Below are 20454 nucleotides of genomic sequence, written 5' to 3' on the forward strand. Positions count from 1 at the left end.
CTCACTCAGTGCCAGTGATGCCGCAGCGGCCCGTCTTCGCCCGCGACGGGATCGTTGGCCGGAAACGGCAGCGCTTCCATGGCGGCGCGCTCCGGCTCATCGAGGGCTTCGCGCCGGATGTCCCATTGCTGCCCCGGCGGATAGGCGCCCACCACCTGAAACCGGCGCCCCGCCGTGAGCAGGCAATGGCCCGTGCCGGCGGGCAGCACGAGCGCATCGCCCGCGCTGACCGCGATCACGCGGCCATGCGGACCGCCGAGAATCAGCTCGGCATCGCCGGACGCGATACCCAGCGCCTCGTGCGCGGTGGAGTGGTAGTGGTGATAGTCAAAGACGCTGTCGCGCCACTGGGGCGGCCAGCCGTTCTGGGCGAACAAGGCTTCGAAGCGGCCGGCGCCGTCAGGCGCGCGCGGATCGATCGCGCCGCGCCAGAGCAGGACCGGCAGACGCCGGTTGTTCGGCACCCAGCCGTTCTCGGGCAACATGAAATGCTCGCAGCGCGCGTGTGACGACAGCAAGCTTGCGGGGTGCTCGGTCATGATGCGCAGTCTCCGTAACGATGAAGACCGGCGCAGCAACGGGCGTTCCCATCTGACGGAACGCCCGGTGTGCAGCGACATCAGTGTCCGTGCCAGTGACCTCCGCCTCCGCCGAAGCCAATTCCCAACGACACCGAAGGCGCCGAGTAATAGCCGGGACCGTAGGCGTATCCATATGCCGGCGCGTAACCGTAGGCCGGCGCGGGCGCATAACCGTAAGGCGGCGCATAGACGCAGCCGCCGAGGCCGGCCGCCAGCAGCAGCGTGGCGCTCACCGCCAACAGACGTGCGCGGCGTGCCGGGCTTCGAGTTCGTGACGCGTTATCCATGATGTGCACTCCCCGCGAAAATCGCCCTTACCAGTGACGGTAGCCATAGCCGCCGTGATGCGCGTACCAGTCGCGGCGCGCCCAGTAGCGGTTGCCGTCCCAATACCGGTCGCCATGCCAGCCCACGTAGATGGCGGGTCCGGGCGCCATGACCACCGGCGCCGGCTGGACCATGACCGGCGCAGGCGGCGCGGCATAAACGGGCGGCGGCGCGACGTAGACCGGAGGCGGCGGCGCCACATAGACCGGCGCGGGCGCCGCATAAACCGGTACCCCGAGATTGATGCCGACGCTTACCCGCGCCATCGCCGCTTCGCACGCCAGCCCCGCCGACAGTGCGATCCCCACTCCGATCAGGCCCTTGACGTTCATTGTTGTCCTCTTCCTGGCTACGGCCGCAAACCGGCCATGTATCCAGAGTAGCGAGGCGTCAGGCCCGCCGGTTTACAAGTCCTGTAACAGATGTGAATCCTGAAACGAATGTGCGGAAACGCAGGCCGCGCGATCCGGCCGCGCGGGTTGCGCGCCGGACCGCCGCCATGGGATAGTTCCGGCTTCGTCAAAAAACCGGCAGCACGATGGACCTATTGCGCAGCATGCGAATCTTCGCGCGCGTGGCGGAAGCGGCCAGCTTCACCGCTGCGGCGCAGCAAATGGATATCACCACGGCGCAGGCCTCGCGCGCGGTGACCGAACTCGAAACTCATCTGCGCACGCGCCTGCTGAACCGGACCACGCGTCGCGTCGCGCTCACCGACGCGGGCAACCGCTATCTCGCCCGCTGCAAGGAAGTGCTGGAACTGGTCGATCTGTCCGAGGCCGAAGCCGGCGACGCACAGGTTCTGCCGAGCGGCGTGCTGCGCATGCATGCGCCGATCACGTTCGGCCAGCATTACGTCGTGCCGGCGCTGACGCACTATCTGGAAGCGCATCCGCAGGTGCGGGTCGAACTGACGCTGTCGCAGCACGTGCCCGACATGCTCGACGAAGGCTTCGACGTGTTCCTTCGGGTCACCACGTCCACACTGCCGGATTCCGCCTTCGTTTCCACCAAAATCTGCTCGATGCCGAGTGTGCTGTGCGCGTCGCCCGCCTATCTGAAGAAAGCAGGCGCGCCGCGCGCTCCGGAAGACTTGCCGAAGCACGCGTGCCTGCAAATGGTGACGACCGTGTTCCCGCTCGACCGCTGGATCTTCGATGGACCGCGCGATGGCCCGCGCGGCCGGGTCGAAGTGGATCTGGAGCCGGGCCGGCTGCGCGTGAATTCCGCCGATGCGCTGGCTGTCGCGCTGTCGAACGGCCTGGGCATCGCGCCACTGCCGATGCTGGCCGCCCTGCCGTGGCTGGAGAGCGGCGCGCTGGTGCGCGTGCTGCCCGAATGGGAACTCCAGTCGATGACGATCTACGCGATGTATGCATCGCGTCAGTATCTCGACGCGAAGATCCGGACCTGGGTCGCGTTCCTGAAGGAATTCGTGCAGAGCACGCTCGCGAGCGAGCACGCCTGAACTTCCCGCGTCTGAAGCGCCATTACACTCAGTGCGTTGCGTGCGTTGCGTGCGCAAGCGCACACAGCCTGCTCCGGCGCAGGTTCACTAAACGCGTAATTGCAAGCATGATTCGGAACACTAAACTGCTTGATGATGCGTCCGCAGCGCTTAAGCGCGATGCGCCGCAACAGAGAGGAGTCGGCCGACATGTTCAGCACTCTGCGCGCGGGCACCGCATCGCCCACCTTACGGCTCTGTATCGCCACGTTGCTTGGCGCGGCGTGTGCGCCTGTCCATGCCGGGCCGAGCGGCGGACGCATCGTCGCGGGTTCAGGGGCGATCGGCGGCGGCGGTTCGGCCACCGTCATCCAGCAGAGCAGCAGCCGCCTGGCCATCGACTGGAATGGGTTCAGCACCCGCCCAGGCGAATCCGTCACCTTCAATCAGCCGGGCGCGAACGCGATCGCGCTCAACCGCGTCGTCGGGCCGCGTCCTTCGCTGCTGTTCGGCAAGTTGAACGCCAACGGACAGGTGTTCGTCGTCAATCCGAATGGCGTGATCTTCGGGCCGGGCGCGCAGGTAAACGTCGGCGGCCTGCTTGCCTCGACGCTCGGCCTGTCCACCCAGGACTTCATGAGCGGCCACTATGCCTTCGCGGCGGGCGACCGACGGCATGGGTGGGACCCTCGCCATCATCGTCACGGCGATGACCGCGACGGCGCGCCCGTCGTCAATCTCGGCACCCTCACCAGCGCGCCCGGCGGATACGTCGCGCTGGTCGGCGCGCGCGTGCTCAACGCCGGCACCATCACGACCCCTGAAGGCGTCACGGCGCTCGCGGCCGGACGCCGCGTGGCTGTCACACTCGGCGACCACAGCCTGATCGGGTTGTCGGTCGATCAGGGCACGCTGCACGCGCTCGCCGCCAATCACGGACTCATCCAGGCCGATGGCGGGCAGGCCTGGCTCACCGCCCGCGCCGAGGACGCGCTGTTCGGCAGCGTCGTGAACAACACCGGCATCATCCATGCGCGCAGCGCCGTGAACGAAAACGGCGTGATCCGGCTGGTCGCGGAAGGCGGCGTGGCGCGCGTCGGCGGCACGCTCGACGCCTCTGCTCCCGGCGGCGGCAACGGCGGCTCGGTGGCGACGGCGGGCACCCGGGTCAGCGTCGCGGACGACGCGCGCATCACGACGGCGGCCGCTTCCGGCCAGACCGGCACGTGGCGCATCGAGAGCGGCTTGCCGGCGCGGGTCGGGCCGGACGGCGGCTCCGCCTTCGAAAGCCGCTCCGACACGACGGCAGCCGCTTTGGGCCAGACCGGCACGCGGCGCATCGACAGCGGCTTCACGGCACGGGTCGGGCCGAATCGCGATTCCGCCTTCGATGGCCGCTCCGACACGATCGGGAGCAGCACGCTGTCGCGCGCGCTCGTATCGAACAATGTCAGCATCAATGCGGGCGACGTCGTGTCGATTGACGGGCCGGTCGCATGGAGCGGCTCGAATACGCTGTCACTCACCGCGCCGCGCGGGATTGCCCTGGACGCGGCCATTAGCGCACCGCAGGGCACGCTGGCGATGTCGACGGGCGGCGTCACCACGCAGCGAGCCGCCGTCGCGGTGGCCGGACTCGCGTTGCAGGGCGGCGCGGGGACCTACACGCTGACGGATGCATCGAACCGCATTGGCATCCTCGCCGCCGATGCCGGCGCGCTCTCCGTCACCAGCGCGACGCCGCTGACGGTCGGCAGCGTCGCCGGCTTGACGGGCGTGACGGGCGTCTCAGCGAGCGGCGCGGTGACGCTGGCGGCGCCGTCGCTGACGCTCGCCGCTCCGGTGTCGAGCCGCGCGCCGGGCACGGCGATCACGCTGGCATCGGCGTCCTTCGACAACCACGCCGGCCCGCAGGCACTCTCGACGCCCAACGGCCGCTGGATCGTCTATTCGGATTCCCCGGACGCCGACCGCTTCGGCGGCCTGCAAAGCGGCAATCTCGCGCTCTGGGGCGATGCCTACGACCCAGGCACGGGCCGGCCCGACACACGCGCCGCGTCGTCCGCCGGCAACCGCTTCGCGTTCGGTGCGGTGCAGCAGGTCACGCTGACGGCGGTGAACCTCGACGTGCCGTTCGACACGCCGCGCACGCTCGGCCCGAACGACGTGACGATCGCACTGCGCTACGACGGCACGAACTACGGCCACGCGTTCGCGGACAGCCCGACGGTGCACGAACCATTCGTGTTCACGGTGACGAGCACGGGCGCCACGCCCGGCGCGGCGAGCGGCGCATACGCGATCACGGTCACCACGGCCGGCGGCCCGACCGGTTATCGAATCACGACCCAGGGCGGCACGTTGCGGATCGCGGCGGGACCGCCGCCGGAGCCGCCCCCGCCGCCGCCGCAAGCTCCACCGGCGACGCCCGATCAGCCGCCTGACGAACCCGCGATCGCCACGGCGGCGACGCTTCCCGGCATCCTCGATTCGGTGCGCACGGATGCAGCGAATCCCGCGCCGTTGTCGGATGCGACGCCGGGCCTCGAGCCGCAGTCGGCGCCGCTGGTGCAGCAGCGGTCGGATTCGTCGAGCGACGGCAGCCGTCTGCCGGACGACGCATGGCCCGGTCACGTCTGCCGCATGTGAGGCCCGCGCGCATCCGGCGCCTCAAGCCCGCCGCCCGCAGCGGCAGCCGCGCCCGGCGACGGCGCTTCGCGGCGCTGTTTGCCGCGCTGGTTGCCGCCGGCTCGCGCGACATCCGCGATGCGCGCGCGCAGACGCTGCCGAACGCGGGCACGATCCTGCGGGAACAGCAGCAGCAAACACCCGCCCCGCCGCCGCCGTCCGATCTGCGACTGAACGTGACGCCCACGCCCGTGACGCCCCAGGAACCGGCGCCGGGCGGCATCCGCTTCGAGGTGAAGGGCTTCGAATTCAGCGGCAACACGGTGTTCTCGTCGGCGCAACTGCTCGACGCGGTGCGTCCGCTCATCGGCCCGAACCGTTCGCTCGACGATCTCGACAACGCCGCCGACCGCATCAGCGCGTTCTACCGCCAGCAAGGCTATCTGGTGGCGCGCGGCTACGTGCCGCCGCAGCAGATCGACCATGGCATCGTGCGCATCGCGGTGAGCGAGGGACATTACGGACGCATCGGCCTCGACAACCGTTCGCGCACGCGGGACGCGGTGCTCGAACGCTTCCTCACCCCCTTGCACAGCGGCGACGTGATCGACGAGCACGCGCTCACCCGCGCGACGCTGCTCGCGCAGGACGCCGCCGGCGCCACCGGCGCGAACGCGACGATTGCGCCGGGCCTCCTGCCGGGCACCTCCGACCTCACCTTACAGATGCCGCAGGCGCCGGCGCTGTCGGGCAGCGTGCAGGCCGACAATTTCGGTCAGACGACGACCGGCACCGCGCGGCTGATCGGCGCGTTGCAATGGAACAACCCGCTCGGCATCGGCGACCAGCTGGGCGCGCGGCTGCTCGGCTCGATCACCGGGCAGTTCTACGGCAATCTCGGCTATGCGGTGCCGCTCGGCGGCAGCGGGCTCAGCTGGGGCGCAGGCTATACGCGCTCGACCTACTCGGTGGGCGGTCAGTTCGACGACCTCGACGCCTACGGCAGCGCGAATGTGTGGTCCACCTTCCTGAGCTATGCGCTGCTGCGCGCGCCTGCCGCGAACGTGTACGCGACGCTCGGCTACGATCACAAACTGCTGTCGGATCACCTGGGCGCGTTCGATTCCGTCGATGACAAGAACAGCGACGTCGCGCGCCTGGCGCTGTCGGGCAACCTGACGCTCGAAAAGAGCATCACGACGTTCGACCTCGGCGCCCAGCACGGCAACTTGCGTTTCAAGTCGCCGCAGCCGGGGCAAGCCGCCGCGGAGATCGCGGGTTCGTTCTCGAAGTTCGTGTTCGCGCTGACGCACACGCAAGTTCTGGGCGCGCAGGCCAACGGGACGCAGCTGTACTTCTCGCTGAACGGTCAGGCGAGTTCACGCAACCTCGACTCGTCCGAGCAGATCTCGCTGGGCGGACCCTACGCGGTGCGCGCCTACGCCACCGGCGACGCGCCCGTCGACGAGGCCTACATCGCGAGCCTGGAACTGCGGCAGAGCGTGCCCCAGACGCTCGTGCCGGTGCGCGTCACGCTGAGCGCATTCGTCGATACCGCCGACGGCAAGGTCGTCGCGCATCCGGTCGTGCCGGGCAGCAATCACATGCGGCTCTCGGGCCTGGGCATCGGCGCGAGCGTGGCCGCCCCGCACGATCTCCTGCTGTCGATGTCCTGGGCGCACACGCTCGGCTACGTGCCGGCGACGCTCGGCACCGGCCACGCGAACCGCTTCTGGGTCGCGCTCACCAAATCGTTCTGAGACCGGCCATGGCGCGCGTCCTCCTCTTCCTGCTGTGTTTGTTCTTCGCCCTGAGCGCGCGTGCCGAGCAAAGACGCACGGTCGCGACCATCAAGGCGCTGGTCGGCAACGTCGCGATCCAGTCGGCGAACGGCGCGCAGCGCGTGGCGGCCGTGGGCGGCGCAATCGACAACGGCGACACGGTCCAGACCGGCGTCGGCTCGGAGATCGTGATGATCTTCACCGACGGCCAGCGCGTGTACCTGAAGCCGGGCTCCGTGTTCCGGGTCGACGACTTCAACTACGCCGCCGACGCGCCGCAACAGGACCGCAGCTTCCTGTCGCTGGTGAAGGGCGGGCTGCGCGCGGTGGACGGGCTGGTCGCGAAACAGGGCAAGCCGGAGAACTATCGCGTGAAAACGCCGACCTCGACCATCGGCATTCGCGGCACCGAATATTCCGTGACCGATTGCGCCGATGTCGAACCCGGCGCCAACGCGGATTGCAAGGGCGAGCAGATCGTCGTGTACGACGGGCAGATCGTGGTGCTGAACCAAGTGGACCGGCAGATCGTGCGCGCGGGCGAAGGCACGATCGTCGTCAGTCCGAGACTGCCCTTCGGCGTGCTGCCCGCCTCGCGCGTGACGCCGGTGGTGCCGTCGGCGGCCTGCCGCTAGCGGAGGCGCGATGAGCGAGCATCCGGGCACCGACCCCGCATTGCTGCGGCCCGCGCGCGACGCGCGGCCGGCGGCGTTGACGTTGGCGACGTTCGGCACGGACACGCTCGCGGCGCTGCTCACCGCGCTGATCGCGCTCTCCTATGCCGCGGGCTACGGCGCGATGATCTTCTCGGCCGGCCTCTCGCCGTGGCTGCCGGCCGGGATGCCCACCGCGCTGCTGAGCTGCGTTCTCGTCGCGCTGGTGGTATCGCTGACGAGCTCGGTGCCGTTCGTGATTGCAGGGCCCGATTCCAACGCCACGGCACTGCTGGCGCCGCTCGCGGCGGGCATCGCGCTGTCGGTGCATGCCGCGGGCGGCGACGACGAAGCCGTGCTCGCCACGGTGCTGATGCTGATCGCGGTGTCGTCGCTTGCAACCGGGGGGCTGCTGTTCGCGCTGGCGCACTGGAAGCGCGGCAATGCGATCCAGTACATTCCGTTTCCGGTGATCGGCGGCTTTCTGGCGGGCACCGGCCTGCTGCTGCTCGAAGGCGCGCTGCGCGTGCTGACCGATGTGCCCGTCGGCCTTGCGACGCCGCGCATCGTCATGCAGTTGCCGTGGCTCGCGAGCGTGCCGGCGCTCGTCGTCGGCCTGGGCCTGCTGGTGCTGACGCGCATCACGCGGCCGTCGCGCTACGCCATTGTCCTGCCGTCGATGATGGCGCTCGGCATCGCGCTCTTCCATGTCGGTCTGGCCGCGTCGGGCAAGCACCTGGAAGACGCGCGGCGCATGGGCCTGCTGTTCCGCTACGAACCGCTCTCCGGCATGCGCCTGCCGGTCGCGCTGATCCACGTCGCCTGGCTGCCGATGCTGTGGTCGCACGCACTCGACATCGTTGCCATCGCTGCGGTCTCGTCGATGACCGTCCTGCTCAACGCGACCAGCATCGGCGTCACCACCTCGCGCGACATCGACTTCAACCGCGAGATGCGCGCGGCCGGTCTCGCGAACCTCGTCACCGGGCTGGCGGGCGGGCTGGTCGGCGCGCCATCCATGACGCGCACCATGACCAACTGGCGGCTCGGCGTGCGCGACCGGCGCGCGGGCGTGCTGGCCGCGGTGCTCTCGTTCGCCGTGATCGCGTTCTTTCCGAGCATGATGACGCTCCTGCCAAAGCCGGTGCTGGTCGGGCTGCAACTCTTCATCGGCGCGGCGATGCTGATCGAATGGCTCGTCATGTCCATCCGGCGCCTGCCGTGGCACGACTACCTGCTGATTCCCGCGATCATGGTCTGCATCGCGGTCTACGGCATCACGGCGGGCGTGTTGCTGGGCATCGTCGCGGCGTGTCTGCTGTTCGTGGTGCGCTACGGGCGCGTGAACTGCCTGCGCCGCGAATTCGATGGCCGCGGACGGCGTTCGAACGTCGAGCGCGGCGTCGACGACACCCGGCTGCTCGATGCCCACGCGCACGCGCTCTATGGCGTCGCGCTGCAGGGCTTTCTGTTCTTCGGCACCGCGCACTCGATCCTCGCGCATATCCGGGGGCGCATCGAAGCCCCGCAAGGCACGTCGAAGGAGCCGGGCGTGCGCTTCGTACTGGTGGATTTCGCGCGCGTGCATGGCGTCGATGCATCGAGCGCCGCGAGCTTCGTGCGCCTGCGTCAGGCTTGTGGACGCGTGCGTGCGCAGATCGTGCTGACGGGGTTGTCTCCCGCGCTGCGCAACTGGCTGGCGCGGGATGCCACGCATGCAAACGACGCGGCCGGACCCGGCAGCCTGCATGTCTTCGACGATCTCGACAGCGGCCTCGAATGGATCGAGACACAGATCCTGCGCGGCGCGCGCGGCGCTGCGTCGGCTTGCGCCGCGCCTGACGCAAGCGAAACCTTCGTCTCGACGCTGCCCGCCACGCTCGACGCATTGCGTCCGCATCTCGACACGCTGCGGCTCGCGCTCGGCGACGGCCGCACGCTGCGCCTGAGGAGTTTCGGCGCGGGGACCATCGTCGGGGAAATGGCGGTGTACACGGGCGCGCAACGCAGCGCGGATGTCGTCGCCGACGAGCCTACGGTCGTCTCGCGCCTGGCGCTTGCAACGCTCAGGCGTCTCGAGGACGAGGACCCCGCGCTCGCGGCGCGCATGCACAAGTTCGCCGCGCGCGTGCTGGCGGCGCGGCTCGGCGCGGCCAACGAGCAGTTACGGGCGGCGCAATGAGCCACGGCCGGCGCGCGGACCGGGAACCTTTCGCTTTCGTGCTGAAGCGCGCGGGCGGACGCTGGGCGCTCGGCGTGGCGATCGTGATCGGCTTCGCCGCGCACGCGCTGTCGCTTTACCCGCTGCGTTTCGTCGATACCTTCGACGCGCTGATCTACGACACCCAGCTGCGTCTCTTCATGCCGCGCACGACGGACGCGCGCATCGCGATTCTCGACATCGACGAAAAGAGCCTCGCCGAACTCGGCCGCTGGCCGTGGAGCCGCGCGCGCATGGCGGAACTCGTGGAGACGCTGTTCGAGCGCGAGCACATCGCGGTGCTCGGTTTCGACATGGTGTTCGCCGAGCCCGATGCCAGCTCGGGCCTTGCCGTACTCGACGGACTCGCGCGCGGCGCGCTCGCCGGCAACGCGGACTACCGCGCGGCGCTCGCGACACTGGCTCCGCAACTTGACTACGACCAACGCTTCGCCGCTACGCTCATGCGCCATCCGGTCGTGCTTGGCTATTACTTCGCGAACCAGGAGGCGTCGAGCGGCGCGATCCCGGCGCCGCTGCTGCTCGCGGGTGCATTTGGCGCGCATCCGTTCACGCTGTTCGACTGGACCAGCTACGGCGGCAACCTGCCCAAGCTGCAAACGGCGGCGCGCCGCGCCGGTTATTTCAACCCGGTCATCGACTTCGATGGCGCGGTGCGGCGCGTGCCGCTCGTAACCGCTTATCGCGACGGCGTGTATGGCGCGCTGTCGCTGGAAGTGCTGCGTGCGCTGTACGGCGACGCCGCCGTGCGCCCGCTGTTCGATGACCCCGCCGACGCGACCGCGCCGCTGTCCGGCCTCGCGCTGACGACGCCGCGCGACACCCGCGCGATTCCGCTCGATGAAAACGGCGCGGCGCTCGTGCCATATCGCGGCGGCGCGGGCAGCTTCCCGTATTACTCGATCGCCGATGTGCTCGCGCGGCGCATTCCGGCAGGCGCGCTGGCGGGCCGGATCGCGCTGGTCGGCACGACCGCGCCGGGGCTGATGGATCAGCGCACGACGCCGGTGGGCGAGGTGTATCCGGGCGTCGAGGTCAATGCGAGCCTGATCAGCGGCATGCTCGACGGCGTCATCCGCTTCCAGCCGCCCTTCGCCGCCGTGTTGCAGGCGTTCGCGCTGGTGGTCGCGGGACTCGCGATGATCTTCGTGTGGCCGTGGCACGGCCCCGCGCGCGCGACGCTCTGCACCGCGCTGCTGCTCGCGGCGTTCGTCGCCGCCGATCTGTATGCGTTCGCGCGCCTCGACTGGTTCATTCCGATGGCCTCGCTGCTGCTCGCCGTGGTCGCGCTCCACGCACTCAACATGTCGTATGGCTATTTTGTGGAGGCGCGCGCGAAGCGGCGCTTCGCCGCGCTGTTCGGCCAGTACGTGCCGCCCGAGCTGGTCGAGGAAATGAGCCGGCATCCGGAGGACTACAGCATGGCGGGACGCCGCGCCGAACTCACGGTGCTGTTCTGCGACGTGCTGGGTTTCACGGCCATCGCCGAGACGCTGGAGCCGGAAGCGCTCGCGCGCCTGATGAACGAGTATCTCGGCACCATGACCGAGGTGATCCGCGCGCATCGCGGCACGCTCGACAAGTACATGGGCGATGCGATCATGAGCTTCTGGGGCGCGCCCGTCGACGACCCGGCGCATGCGCGTCACGCGGTGGCGGCGGCGCTCGGCATGCGCGCGGCGCTGGTCGAACTGAACCGTACGCTGAGCGCGCGCGGCTGGCCGACGCTGTGGATCGGCATCGGCATCAATACCGGGCCGATGACGGTCGGCGACATGGGCTCGCCGGTGCGCAAGGCCTATACCGTGATGGGCGATGCGGTGAACGTCGCGGCGCGGCTCGAAGGCCTGACGCGGCGTTTCGACATCGACATCATGGTTGGCGAGGCGACGCGCGCGCAGGTGCCCGAGATCGTGTTTCGCGAGCTGGACCGCGTGCGCGTGCGGGGCCGCGTTGCGCCGATCGCCGTGTTCGAGCCGCAGCCGCCGCAGCACGACGCCGATGCGCTCGTGCGCTGGCACGCGGCGCTCTCGCACTACCGCGCGCGCGAGTGGGATGCGGCGCTGACGCGGCTCGATGCACTGGCGGCGCAGTATCCCGGACAGCAGCTGTATGCGCTGTATCGCAAGCGGATCGAGACGCTGCGCAATGCCGAGCTGCCCGCCGACTGGGACTGCGTCAGCGCGTTCGATACGAAGTGATTTCTTGTAGTCTTCAACTGGGCCGCATCATGAAAGTTCGGGTACTCGGCTGTAGCGGTGCGATCCATGGCGGCGTCTGCAATGGCTCGGACCACGATCCGGGCGGTACCACGGCGCTGCTCGTGGACGACGATCTGCTGATCGATGCCGGCACGGGTGTCGCCGTGCTCAGCGACGACGCCCTCGCGCGCATCGATCACGTGTTCCTCACGCATTCGCATCTGGATCACATTGCGTATCTGCCGCTGATGATCGACGCCGTCGGCGAGGCGCGCAGCGCGCCGGTCACCGTTCATGCGAGCCGCGCGACGCTCGACATCCTGCACGCCCACATCTTCAACAATCTGATCTGGCCGGACTTCACGCGGATTCCATCGGCGGCGGCGCCCGCGGTGCGGTTCGAGGCGCTGGAAGCAGGCGGGCATGTGATGCTCGACGGGCGCATCGTGACCGCCCTGCCCGCGTGCCATACGGTGCCGTCCACAGGCTTCGCTTTGACGGGCGCCACCGCGAGTCTCGCCTTCAGCGGCGATACCACGACGCATCCCGCGTTCTGGGCCGCCGTGCGCGCGCTGCCGGGCTTGCGTTACGTGATCGTCGAGACAGCGTTTCCCGATGCGCAAATCGAACTGGCGCGCATCGCGCATCACCATTGCCCGAGCTTCCTCGCCGACGATCTGCGTGGCGTTGGCCCTGGCCTCCAGGCCGAACTTCTGATTTCGCATCTGAAGCCACCACACGGCGCGCAGATTCTCGATGAACTGCGCGCCGCGCTGCCGGACCTCGCGTTGCGCGCGCTGCGCACGGGCGAGGTGCTTGAACTGTGATGAGGGTCGCCTCGTTTAACGCGGGAGGGTGGCGGCGCGGTGGCTGATCGGCCGGGCCGGACTGCTTGTGCCAGCGGGCGCCGGCAGCAATTCGCCACGCACGATGGCCCGCACCGTGCCCGCAATCAGCAAGCCGATCACCACGTTCGACAGCACGAAGGTCACCGGCGCGAGCCATTCGAGCGGACCCGTGGCGCCGCGTTCGAGCATGCGCAGCATGAGCGTCGGCAAGGCGGCGGCGCCGAAGCTCACGGCCCAGTAGGCCGGCGTGAAGCCGCGCTGACGAATCCACGGAACCAGCCGGATCACCAGCAAGGCCTGATAGAGCCCATAACCGAGCAGCATCCAGGCGAACAGATCGGGCACGCCTTGCGTGATCGCGAGATAACTCACCCCGCCGACGACAGGCGGCGCCAGCTGGATCCCGAGACTCGGACGCATGGCTTCCGGCAAGGGTTCATGCACGGCGGCGCGATGCAGCACGATGGATTCGATCGCGAGCCACGAAAATACGCCCGCGCCGAAGAACAGCGCGCCGAGTTGCGTGAAGCCGAGACTGGCGGCGGCCGTGCCGGCGACGAAGCTTGGCGCGACGGTCGGCAGGTAGATGGCGGGCGTGCTCAGTTCGGGCTTGCGGCCGCCTTGCCAGAAGCGTCCGTGCAGCCAGACCCCGAGAGCAAGCTGGCCGATCACGCCCAGCGTGAAGAGCGCGATGGCCAGATCGCGCGAATAGACTTGCACGGCTTGCGCGGCGAGCAGCACGGACACCGGCACGAGCGCCGCGAACGAGGACTGCACCGGATGCTGCAATTCGGCGAGCGCTGCCGCGCGTGCGACGCGCCAGGTGCGGGCATAGGCGATCAGAACCACGAGCAAAACGGCGAGCGCCGCAGCCGTGACGAATGCCGGGACGGCATCGGGAATCGTCCAGACGCGTGCGGCCGCGCGCCACGCGCCCGCGAAGGCCAGCGCGCCGACCGCGATGCCGAAGAACGCCACCGGCATCGGCGCGGGCTGGTGTGTTGCGCTGTTGCTGTTCATTGCTCTTCTCCTGGAAGTCGATGGAGAGAGCTTAGGGGCGCGGCGCTTCGGGTTGAATGTCGCGGAGGATCGTTGGTCTGCTCGGGCGTCTCAATTCGTTCCGCCTGATCCCGCACCTGATCCCGCGCCCGTCACCGCCCCACAAACGCATCCACATGCCGCGCCAGCTCCAGCGGATACTGGAACATCAGCGCATGCCCGGCATCGGCGACGACGTCGAGCCGCGAACGCGGAATCATCTGCTCGAGCGCCCGGCCATTCTCGTCGGGCAGCACCGCGTCGTCCGCGCCCTCGATGATCAGCGTGCGCACCGGCGAGCGCCGCAACGCAGCAGCGGCGGCGCTATCGGCGAACCAGCCCTGCATCGCCCGATCCTGCTGCGCCGCGACCGCCTCCGGCACCGGCCGGCCCTTGTAGCCCGGCGGTGCGAACATGTCGCCGACGAAGCAGCGCGACGCATCCGCTACCGCGTCGGCGGGAAACAGCACGCCCATGATGCGCGCAAAGGCGTCCTTGCCCCCGCCCGACAGGACCGAGAGCACCTCGGGCGGCGTCGGCACCGCATCGGGGCCGGGCGGCGCGGTGGCGATCAACGTGAGCGATGCGACCTTGTCGCGCGCATCGAGCGCGAGCTGCTGCGCGATCATCCCGCCCATCGACCAGCCGACCACATCGACCTGCGACAGCTTCAGGCCCGCGATGACATCGGCGGCGTCGGCGGCCATGTCGCGGATTGAATAATCCGGGCCGTACTGTCCGCCGACGATCGTCGAGCCGCCAATGCCGCGATTGTCGAAGAGGATCACGTCGCGATGCTTCGCCAGTTCGCCCAGGAAATACGCGTTCCATTCGCCGAGCGTCGCGCGATAGCCGGTAATCAGCAGAAGCGGCCGGCCGCGCCCGAACCGCGCATAGCCGATCGGTCCGTTGCGGCCCTGCACCTTGCTCAGCTTCGCGGCGGGCGGCTGGTCGGGACGCGCGCTGTGCAGCCCGCACAACTGATCCGGGCCGAACGAGACATTCTCGGCGGAAGCGGACGGCACGAATACCGCGCAGGCGGCAATGGCCAGGCACGACGACAGCACACGGGCGAGCGGCACGGCTTTCATCCAGTGCTCCAGAGGAGTGAGGTCAACGGCTCACGCGCGCAGGGGCTCGAACAAAAAGCCGACGCGGGTTGTGACAGCGGGGAATAATAGGCGGCGGATCACGCGCCTTCAACAAGAGCTTAAAAACCGGAGTTCCAACGATGATGAACCGACTCGTCCGCTCGTGCCTTCTCCCCGCCACCGCGTTGCTGCTCGCCGCCTGCAGCACACCGGTGGAATTCTCGGCGACAGCCAGCCCGCCGCCCTGGAACGACAGCGGCGACGCCGATTTCACCGGCATGGACAGCGCGATGTCCGCCTGCAAGGCCGCCGGGAAGCAGGCCGGCGCGGGCCGCTGCACGCAGATTCGCGCCTATGAGGCCTGCATGAAGACGAAGAGCTATATCACCGTGCTCGGGCCGGAGAATCCGCCCAATTGCGGCCAGCCCGACTGGGAGCAGGACGTGCGCAAATGGATCAAGTAGGACTGGCTAGGAACGCTTCGCGAGGCGCATGAACAACACATAAAGCAGCGCGCCCGCCGCCGCGCCGATCAGCCAGCCGAGATTGTTGGGCGGCAGGAGCTTGAGCATCTGCGTCGAGAGCTCCCAGCCGACCGACACGATCCCCGACAGGAGCAGCGCCGCCAGCCCGACCTTGTTCCATCCGCCGTCATAGTGAAAGCGTCCGGCGGGCTGCATCGTGTAGAGATCGGCGGTCTGCACCTGCTGGCGCTTGACGAGGTAGTAGTCGGACATCATGACGCCGTACATCGGCGCGAGCACCGCCCCGAACACCGACACGAAGATGGTGATGGCCTTGGGGCTGTCGACGAAAATCCACGGACACACCATCACCGCGAGCACCGATGCAATCAACCCGCCCTTCTTGAAGTCCACGTGCTTCGGGAACAGATTGGCGATGTCATAGGCCGGCGAAACGAAGTTCGCGACGATGTTGATGCCCATCGTCGCGATGATGAAGGTGATGCTGCCGATCGCGACCCACACCTTGTTCTCGATGCGCGAGACGATCTCGACCGGGTCCATGATCATCGTGCCGAAGACCTTCTCGCTGCCCGCGGTGACGATCACCGTGATGATCGCGAACGCGACGAAGTTGAACGGCAGGCCCAGGAAGTTGCCGACCTTCATCTGCCGCTCGCTCTTGGCGAAGCGCGAGAAGTCGCCAAAATTCAGCAGCAGCGCGGCGAAATAGCTCACCACGAGCAAGGTGGCGTTGATCATCGCGTGGAGTTGTTCGTCGCCGGACAGGACCTTGCCCGACAGCGTGAGATTGAGACTGCCGAGACCGGCGTGATAGAGGATCCAGCCCATCAGCACGAACATCACGACATACACCGCCGGCCCGCAGAAATCGATGAACTTGCGGATGATCTCCATGCCGCGCTGGAAGATGATGAGCTGCAGAAGCCACATGAAGAGGAAGCTCACCCAGCCGAGCATGTCGAGCCTGAGAAAGCTGGTGTCGCGCCATGCGGCCACCGACGGCACGAACAACAGCAGCAGCGTGGCCACGGCCTTCGATGCAAAGTAGGTCTGCACGCCGTACCACACGATACCGACCACACCGCGAATCAGCGCCGCGAGGTTGGCGCCCATCACGCCCATCGAGATGCGGGCCACCACTGGAAACGGTATGCCGTGTACGAGACTCGGCTTGCCGACCCAGTTCATCAGCACATACACGACCAGGATGCCGATGGTCAGCGCGAGCAGCACCTGCCAGCCGGAGATGCCGAGCAGAAAGAGGCTCGCGGCAAAGGTGTAACCGCCGACACTGTGCACGTCCGACATCCACATCGCGAAGATGCTGTAGCCGTTCCAGGTGCGCTTCGCGCGCGGCACGGGCGCGAGGTCGTGGTTGTAGAGCCGCTCGTCGGCGTCGACGATCTCGGCGTCGGCGCCAGGTGCGGCGCCATGGGCGGAGCTTGCAGGGGTGGCTGACATGGCGTCCTCCTGGACCGATACGGAAGCGGACTGTCGAACGAATTGGGGCACGGCTCAAGGGCAAGAGTAGTCCATCCACTGACGAAGGTGAACCGGACATCGACCGTGTTTCCTGTGGCTTGCCCCACGTTAAAGTCCGATCGTGCCCTTGCCGTTATGCTCACCATGAGAAAAAGACGCCTCCCCTCCCGCGATATGAACAATGCCTTCGCCGCTGCCGCTGAAGCGCTGGCGCTGTTCTGCCGCCTGCGTAACATCGACGCCACCGAACTTCCCGCCGAGGACGTCGATACCCTCCTCGATCTCGCTTTCGAAGAAGCGGCGCAGCAGGCCGCGGCACGCAGCGAAGCCCGCCGGCCAGGCTAAGCCCGGGCAGAACCTCCGCCACGGGCGTAAAACTTGCTCGTCCACAAGGGATGCGCAGTGCGCCCCGCGCGGAGGTGGCATGTCCCGGATTCTCGGCCCGGTACTGGGCCCGCAAGTACGCAGTGTCGCGCGTCACCCGTTCGGCTTCGCGCTGCGCACGCTGAAGGCTTTTCGCGCGAATTAGGGCGTATTGCTGGCGGGCGCAGTGGCGTATTACGCGCTGCTCTCCATCGTCCCTTTGCTGATCCTGATCGTCATCGTGCTGTCGCGTTTCGTCGGACAGCAGGAATTGCTCGACACCCTTGCTCATTTGCTCGAATGGCTCGTGCCGGGACAGGCGCGCGCGATCGTGCGCGAGCTGGCCAACTTCCTCGCGCATCGCACCGTGCTCGGCTGGCTGCTGCTCGTCACGATGATCTTCTTCAGTTCCCTCGCCTTCACCGTGCTGGAAAACGCGATGTCGGTGATCTTCGTGCATCGCGTCGCGATCCGCCGCCGCCACTTCCTGCTTTCCGCCCTGCTGCCGTATTGCTACATCCTGTTTCTGGGCGTCGGCATGCTGATCGTCACGTTCGTCTCCAACGGTCTCCAGGCGATGGGCAGCAACTCCATCGACCTGCTCGGCATCGAGGTGTCGCTCAAGGGGGTGTCGCGGCTGTTGCTCTATCTGCTCGGCTTCGCGGGCGAAGTCTTCGTGCTCACCTCGATCTATCTCGTGATGCCGGTCGGACGCCCCTCGCTGCGGCTCGCGCTGCTCGGCAGCGTCGTCGCGGCCGTGCTGTGGGAAATCACGCGGCACGTGCTGGTGTGGTACTTCGCGACGCTCTCGCAGGTCAGCGTGGTCTATGGCTCGCTGACGACGTCGATCGTCGTGCTGTTCAGTCTCGAAGCGCTGGCGACGCTGCTGCTGTTTGGCGCGCAGGTCATCTCCGAGTTCGAGCGCTTCGGCCACGAGGCCGAGGCCGATCAGCCGCCGCAAGGCTTCACCACGGATTGAGCAGCGCAGCATGAAGAGCGGGCACGCGTGCGCTACAGTGAGGCGCTGCGTCTTCCTTCCCGCCGATGTCCAAACCCCGTTCCGATACCGCATCCCACGCGTCTTCGCCACCGAACGCGCGCGTCGCCGTCCTGACGTGCAGCGCGATGCTTGCCTTCGCCGGCAACTCGCTGCTGTGCCGGCTCGCGCTCAAGGGCACGCAGATCGACGCGGCCACGTTCACGCTGGTACGCATCGCGTCGGCGGCGCTGCTGCTTGCGGCGATCCTGATGGCCCGCGGCCGTGACCCGCTCGCCAAAGCGGCACGCGCCGGCAGCTGGGTTTCCGCGCTCGCGCTGATCGTCTATGCCGCGACGTTTTCCTATGCGTATGTATGGCTGCCGGCCGGCACCGGCGCGCTGCTGCTGTTCGGCGCCGTGCAGGCGACGATGATCGGCTACGGCCTCACGAAGGGAGAACGGCTTGCGCCCGCGCAATGGCTCGGGTTGTCTCTTGCGCTCGCCGGGCTCGTCTGGCTCGTGCTGCCCGGACTGGCGGCGCCGGACCCGTGGTCATCGGCGCTCATGATCGCGGCAGGCATCGGCTGGGGCGTGTACTCGCTGCGCGGGCGCGGCCGCGCGGATCCGGTCGCGGCCACCGCCGGCAACTTCCTGCGGGCGCTGCCGTTCGCGGTCGCTGTTTCGATAGCGGCGCTCGCGTTGCTGCACGCCCGCTTCGATGCCGCTGGCGTCAGCTACGCCATCGCCTCCGGGGCGCTGACTTCCGGCCTCGGCTACGTCATCTGGTATGCGGCGCTGAAGGGCCTCAAGCCCGCGACGGCCGCCACGGTGCAATTGAGCGTGCCCGTCATCACGGCGGCGGGCGGCGTGTTGCTGCTCGGCGAAACCCTTGGAGCGCGGCTCGTGATGAGTTCGATTGCCATACTGGGCGGCATCGCGCTTGTGGTGATGACGAGGCGAGGCGGCTGAAAGCTCACCGAAACCCTCATCCCGAATGGTGAAACTTCGGGAATCCATGTGAACTTTTAACAATTTCTGGCCACGAATGCCCATGCGTCGTGGAAGCTCGCAGACGCCACGATTCGTATGTGCGCCAACTCACATACGCCCGGCGTGGTCCTCTGAAGAATGATGCCTGCACAGTGCCTCATTTTTGGGGCTGGAACGAAGCCTGCTAAGTATTGGTTTGGAGATACTTCGTTGTCGTGTTGCGCGATGCGGACGCTCCGCGCAGGGCTTGTCGGACGCTGTCGCATCCGTCGGACCTGCTCAAAGCGCAACACATTCCGCCCTATGTTCGACTGTCCGATATCGCCTGCTTCATGGCGAGATCGGGCGGAAGCTGTATTGATCTGCTGGAAGAATGCCGGCCTGAAGGCCGGCCCGGCGAAGCCGCGTTCCGCGCATGGGTCATCTGCGCTGAACCGGGCGATGGCAGCACCGTTCCTGCTTCGGCTGATTCCGGTGCGCGTGCCCGTCGTCCCGCGCGGCTGCCTGAGCGGGCGTGCGCGCTGCCATGGCGCCCGCCGTCCGACCCATACGTTCTGGAGAGTGCTGTCATGCCTCACCATGCTGAGCTACCCCCCGAGGAGCGTTTCGAGGCCCACCCTGGCCCGGCGAACGATCCGAGTGTCACCAATCTGCCTGCGCCCGAGCCCGACTTCGGCGATGAACCTTCGCCCGTGCGCGCACCCTTGCGCTTCGGGCGGCTTGCGCTGTGGATGGCCTCCGCGAGTGCGCTCGGCATCGGCGTGCTGGGAACCGTGGGCTACGGCATGTGGTTCAACCACGATCAGCGCGTCTATGCGGAAGCGATGGCGAGCGCACGCAAGACGCTCAGCATCGAGCAGCCGGTGATCGCCGCGCAAACGCAGTCAGCGGGTGTCGTGGAGGCGCCCGGGACCGCGCCTGCCGTGTATGTGGGCAACACGAGCGGCGATACCTCGGCGGACGTGACGGCGACGCCGCTCGATACCGCCTCGCCGTCCATGGATGCGCCCACAACCGTCGCTGCCGATGACGACCACGGCCGGGATGCGGCCGGCACGGCGGAACTCGCGACGGCCACCGCGCTTGCCGCGACGCCTCAAACCAGCGTACCCGCGCAAACGGCCGCGGCGACGCGCCGCGGCAACGGCCCTGCGGTTCAGACCAGTAATCGCGCCGTGCCCTCTGCCCAGGCCAACCCGGCGCGCCGGCACAGCGCGCATGCCAAGCCCGAGGGCGGGCTGATTGCCCGCGTCGGCGCGTTCTTTCATCGAGTGAGCTATCGACACAATGTTCCGACCCGTCAGCGAGAGGAGTATTCCCGTCCCTGATGAAACCGT

General features: G+C 68.0%; 17 protein-coding genes and 1 pseudogene. 12 read left to right on the plus strand and 6 right to left on the minus strand.

Annotated elements, in window-relative coordinates:
• Positions 1–5: 5 nt before the first annotated feature.
• The 3 genes from QCE63_RS08590 to QCE63_RS08600 form a co-directional block, all read right to left on the minus strand.
• Positions 6–539 (minus strand): cupin, encoded by a 534-nt coding sequence (locus QCE63_RS08590; protein ID WP_309832321.1) that lies wholly within the window; start codon positions 537–539, stop codon positions 6–8.
• An 80-nt stretch (positions 540–619) separates the two neighbouring features.
• Positions 620–868, minus strand: a complete 249-nt coding sequence (locus tag QCE63_RS08595) for a hypothetical protein (RefSeq protein WP_309832322.1) — start codon at positions 866–868, stop codon at positions 620–622.
• Between the two features lie 27 nt (positions 869–895).
• Positions 896–1240: a hypothetical protein gene (locus tag QCE63_RS08600; protein WP_309832323.1), complete on the minus strand. Its 345-nt coding sequence runs from the start codon at positions 1238–1240 to the stop codon at positions 896–898.
• Between the two features lie 206 nt (positions 1241–1446).
• Here QCE63_RS08600 and QCE63_RS08605 point away from each other — a divergent pair, with 206 nt between their 5' ends.
• From QCE63_RS08605 to QCE63_RS08635, 7 genes are all read left to right on the plus strand, one after another.
• The gene (locus QCE63_RS08605; protein WP_309832324.1) at positions 1447–2376 is read left to right on the plus strand and encodes a LysR family transcriptional regulator; all 930 of its coding nucleotides are present in this window, start codon (positions 1447–1449) and stop codon (positions 2374–2376) included.
• 189 nt (positions 2377–2565) lie between these two features.
• Positions 2566–5004 carry a filamentous hemagglutinin N-terminal domain-containing protein gene (locus QCE63_RS08610; protein ID WP_309832325.1) on the plus strand — a complete coding sequence of 813 codons (2439 nt, stop codon included), beginning with the start codon at positions 2566–2568 and terminating at the stop codon, positions 5002–5004.
• Positions 4977–6743 carry a ShlB/FhaC/HecB family hemolysin secretion/activation protein gene (locus tag QCE63_RS08615; protein ID WP_309832326.1) on the plus strand — a complete coding sequence of 589 codons (1767 nt, stop codon included), beginning with the start codon at positions 4977–4979 and terminating at the stop codon, positions 6741–6743. The genes QCE63_RS08610 and QCE63_RS08615 overlap by 28 nt, the downstream gene beginning before the upstream one ends.
• Before the next feature lie 8 nt (positions 6744–6751).
• Positions 6752–7399: a FecR family protein gene (locus QCE63_RS08620; RefSeq protein WP_309832327.1), complete on the plus strand. Its 648-nt coding sequence runs from the start codon at positions 6752–6754 to the stop codon at positions 7397–7399.
• Positions 7400–7409: 10 nt separating this feature from the next.
• Positions 7410–9599 (plus strand): SulP family inorganic anion transporter, encoded by a 2190-nt coding sequence (locus QCE63_RS08625; protein WP_309832328.1) that lies wholly within the window; start codon positions 7410–7412, stop codon positions 9597–9599.
• The gene (locus QCE63_RS08630) at positions 9596–11839 is read left to right on the plus strand and encodes an adenylate/guanylate cyclase domain-containing protein (RefSeq protein WP_309832329.1); all 2244 of its coding nucleotides are present in this window, start codon (positions 9596–9598) and stop codon (positions 11837–11839) included. The genes QCE63_RS08625 and QCE63_RS08630 overlap by 4 nt, the downstream gene beginning before the upstream one ends.
• Before the next feature lie 29 nt (positions 11840–11868).
• Positions 11869–12666 carry a 3',5'-cyclic-nucleotide phosphodiesterase gene (locus QCE63_RS08635; RefSeq protein ID WP_309832330.1) on the plus strand — a complete coding sequence of 266 codons (798 nt, stop codon included), beginning with the start codon at positions 11869–11871 and terminating at the stop codon, positions 12664–12666.
• A gap of 15 nt (positions 12667–12681) precedes the next feature.
• Here the strand turns inward: QCE63_RS08635 and tehA are convergent, their stop codons facing one another.
• Together tehA and QCE63_RS08645 are read right to left on the minus strand one after the other, a co-directional pair.
• On the minus strand, positions 12682–13707 hold the full coding sequence (gene tehA, locus QCE63_RS08640; RefSeq protein WP_309832331.1) for a dicarboxylate transporter/tellurite-resistance protein TehA: 1026 nt from the start codon (positions 13705–13707) through the stop codon (positions 12682–12684).
• 131 nt (positions 13708–13838) lie between these two features.
• Positions 13839–14816: an alpha/beta hydrolase gene (locus QCE63_RS08645; protein WP_309832332.1), complete on the minus strand. Its 978-nt coding sequence runs from the start codon at positions 14814–14816 to the stop codon at positions 13839–13841.
• A gap of 140 nt (positions 14817–14956) precedes the next feature.
• Here QCE63_RS08645 and QCE63_RS08650 point away from each other — a divergent pair, with 140 nt between their 5' ends.
• Positions 14957–15280, plus strand: coding sequence for a hypothetical protein (locus tag QCE63_RS08650; protein ID WP_309832333.1), 324 nt, complete (start codon positions 14957–14959; stop codon positions 15278–15280).
• A 6-nt stretch (positions 15281–15286) separates the two neighbouring features.
• On the opposite strand, the gene QCE63_RS08655 is transcribed toward QCE63_RS08650, so the two are convergent.
• Entirely contained in the window at positions 15287–16765 is a 1479-nt protein-coding gene (locus QCE63_RS08655; RefSeq protein ID WP_309832334.1) for an NCS1 family nucleobase:cation symporter-1, read from the minus strand.
• Positions 16766–16960: 195 nt separating this feature from the next.
• Here QCE63_RS08655 and QCE63_RS08660 point away from each other — a divergent pair, with 195 nt between their 5' ends.
• The 4 genes and pseudogenes from QCE63_RS08660 (at position 16961) to QCE63_RS08675 (ending at position 20445) form a co-directional block, all read left to right on the plus strand.
• The gene (locus QCE63_RS08660; RefSeq protein ID WP_309832335.1) at positions 16961–17131 is read left to right on the plus strand and encodes a hypothetical protein; all 171 of its coding nucleotides are present in this window, start codon (positions 16961–16963) and stop codon (positions 17129–17131) included.
• A 79-nt stretch (positions 17132–17210) separates the two neighbouring features.
• Positions 17211–18128, plus strand: a pseudogene (locus QCE63_RS08665) (YihY/virulence factor BrkB family protein).
• Between the two features lie 146 nt (positions 18129–18274).
• Complete coding sequence (locus QCE63_RS08670; RefSeq protein ID WP_309832336.1) at positions 18275–19096, plus strand: DMT family transporter; 822 nt, start codon at positions 18275–18277, stop codon at positions 19094–19096.
• A 590-nt stretch (positions 19097–19686) separates the two neighbouring features.
• Positions 19687–20445 carry a hypothetical protein gene (locus tag QCE63_RS08675; RefSeq protein ID WP_309832337.1) on the plus strand — a complete coding sequence of 253 codons (759 nt, stop codon included), beginning with the start codon at positions 19687–19689 and terminating at the stop codon, positions 20443–20445.
• Positions 20446–20454 lie beyond the last annotated feature (9 nt).

Source organism: Caballeronia sp. LZ065 (genome assembly GCF_031450975.1).
Lineage (GTDB): Bacteria > Pseudomonadota > Gammaproteobacteria > Burkholderiales > Burkholderiaceae > Caballeronia.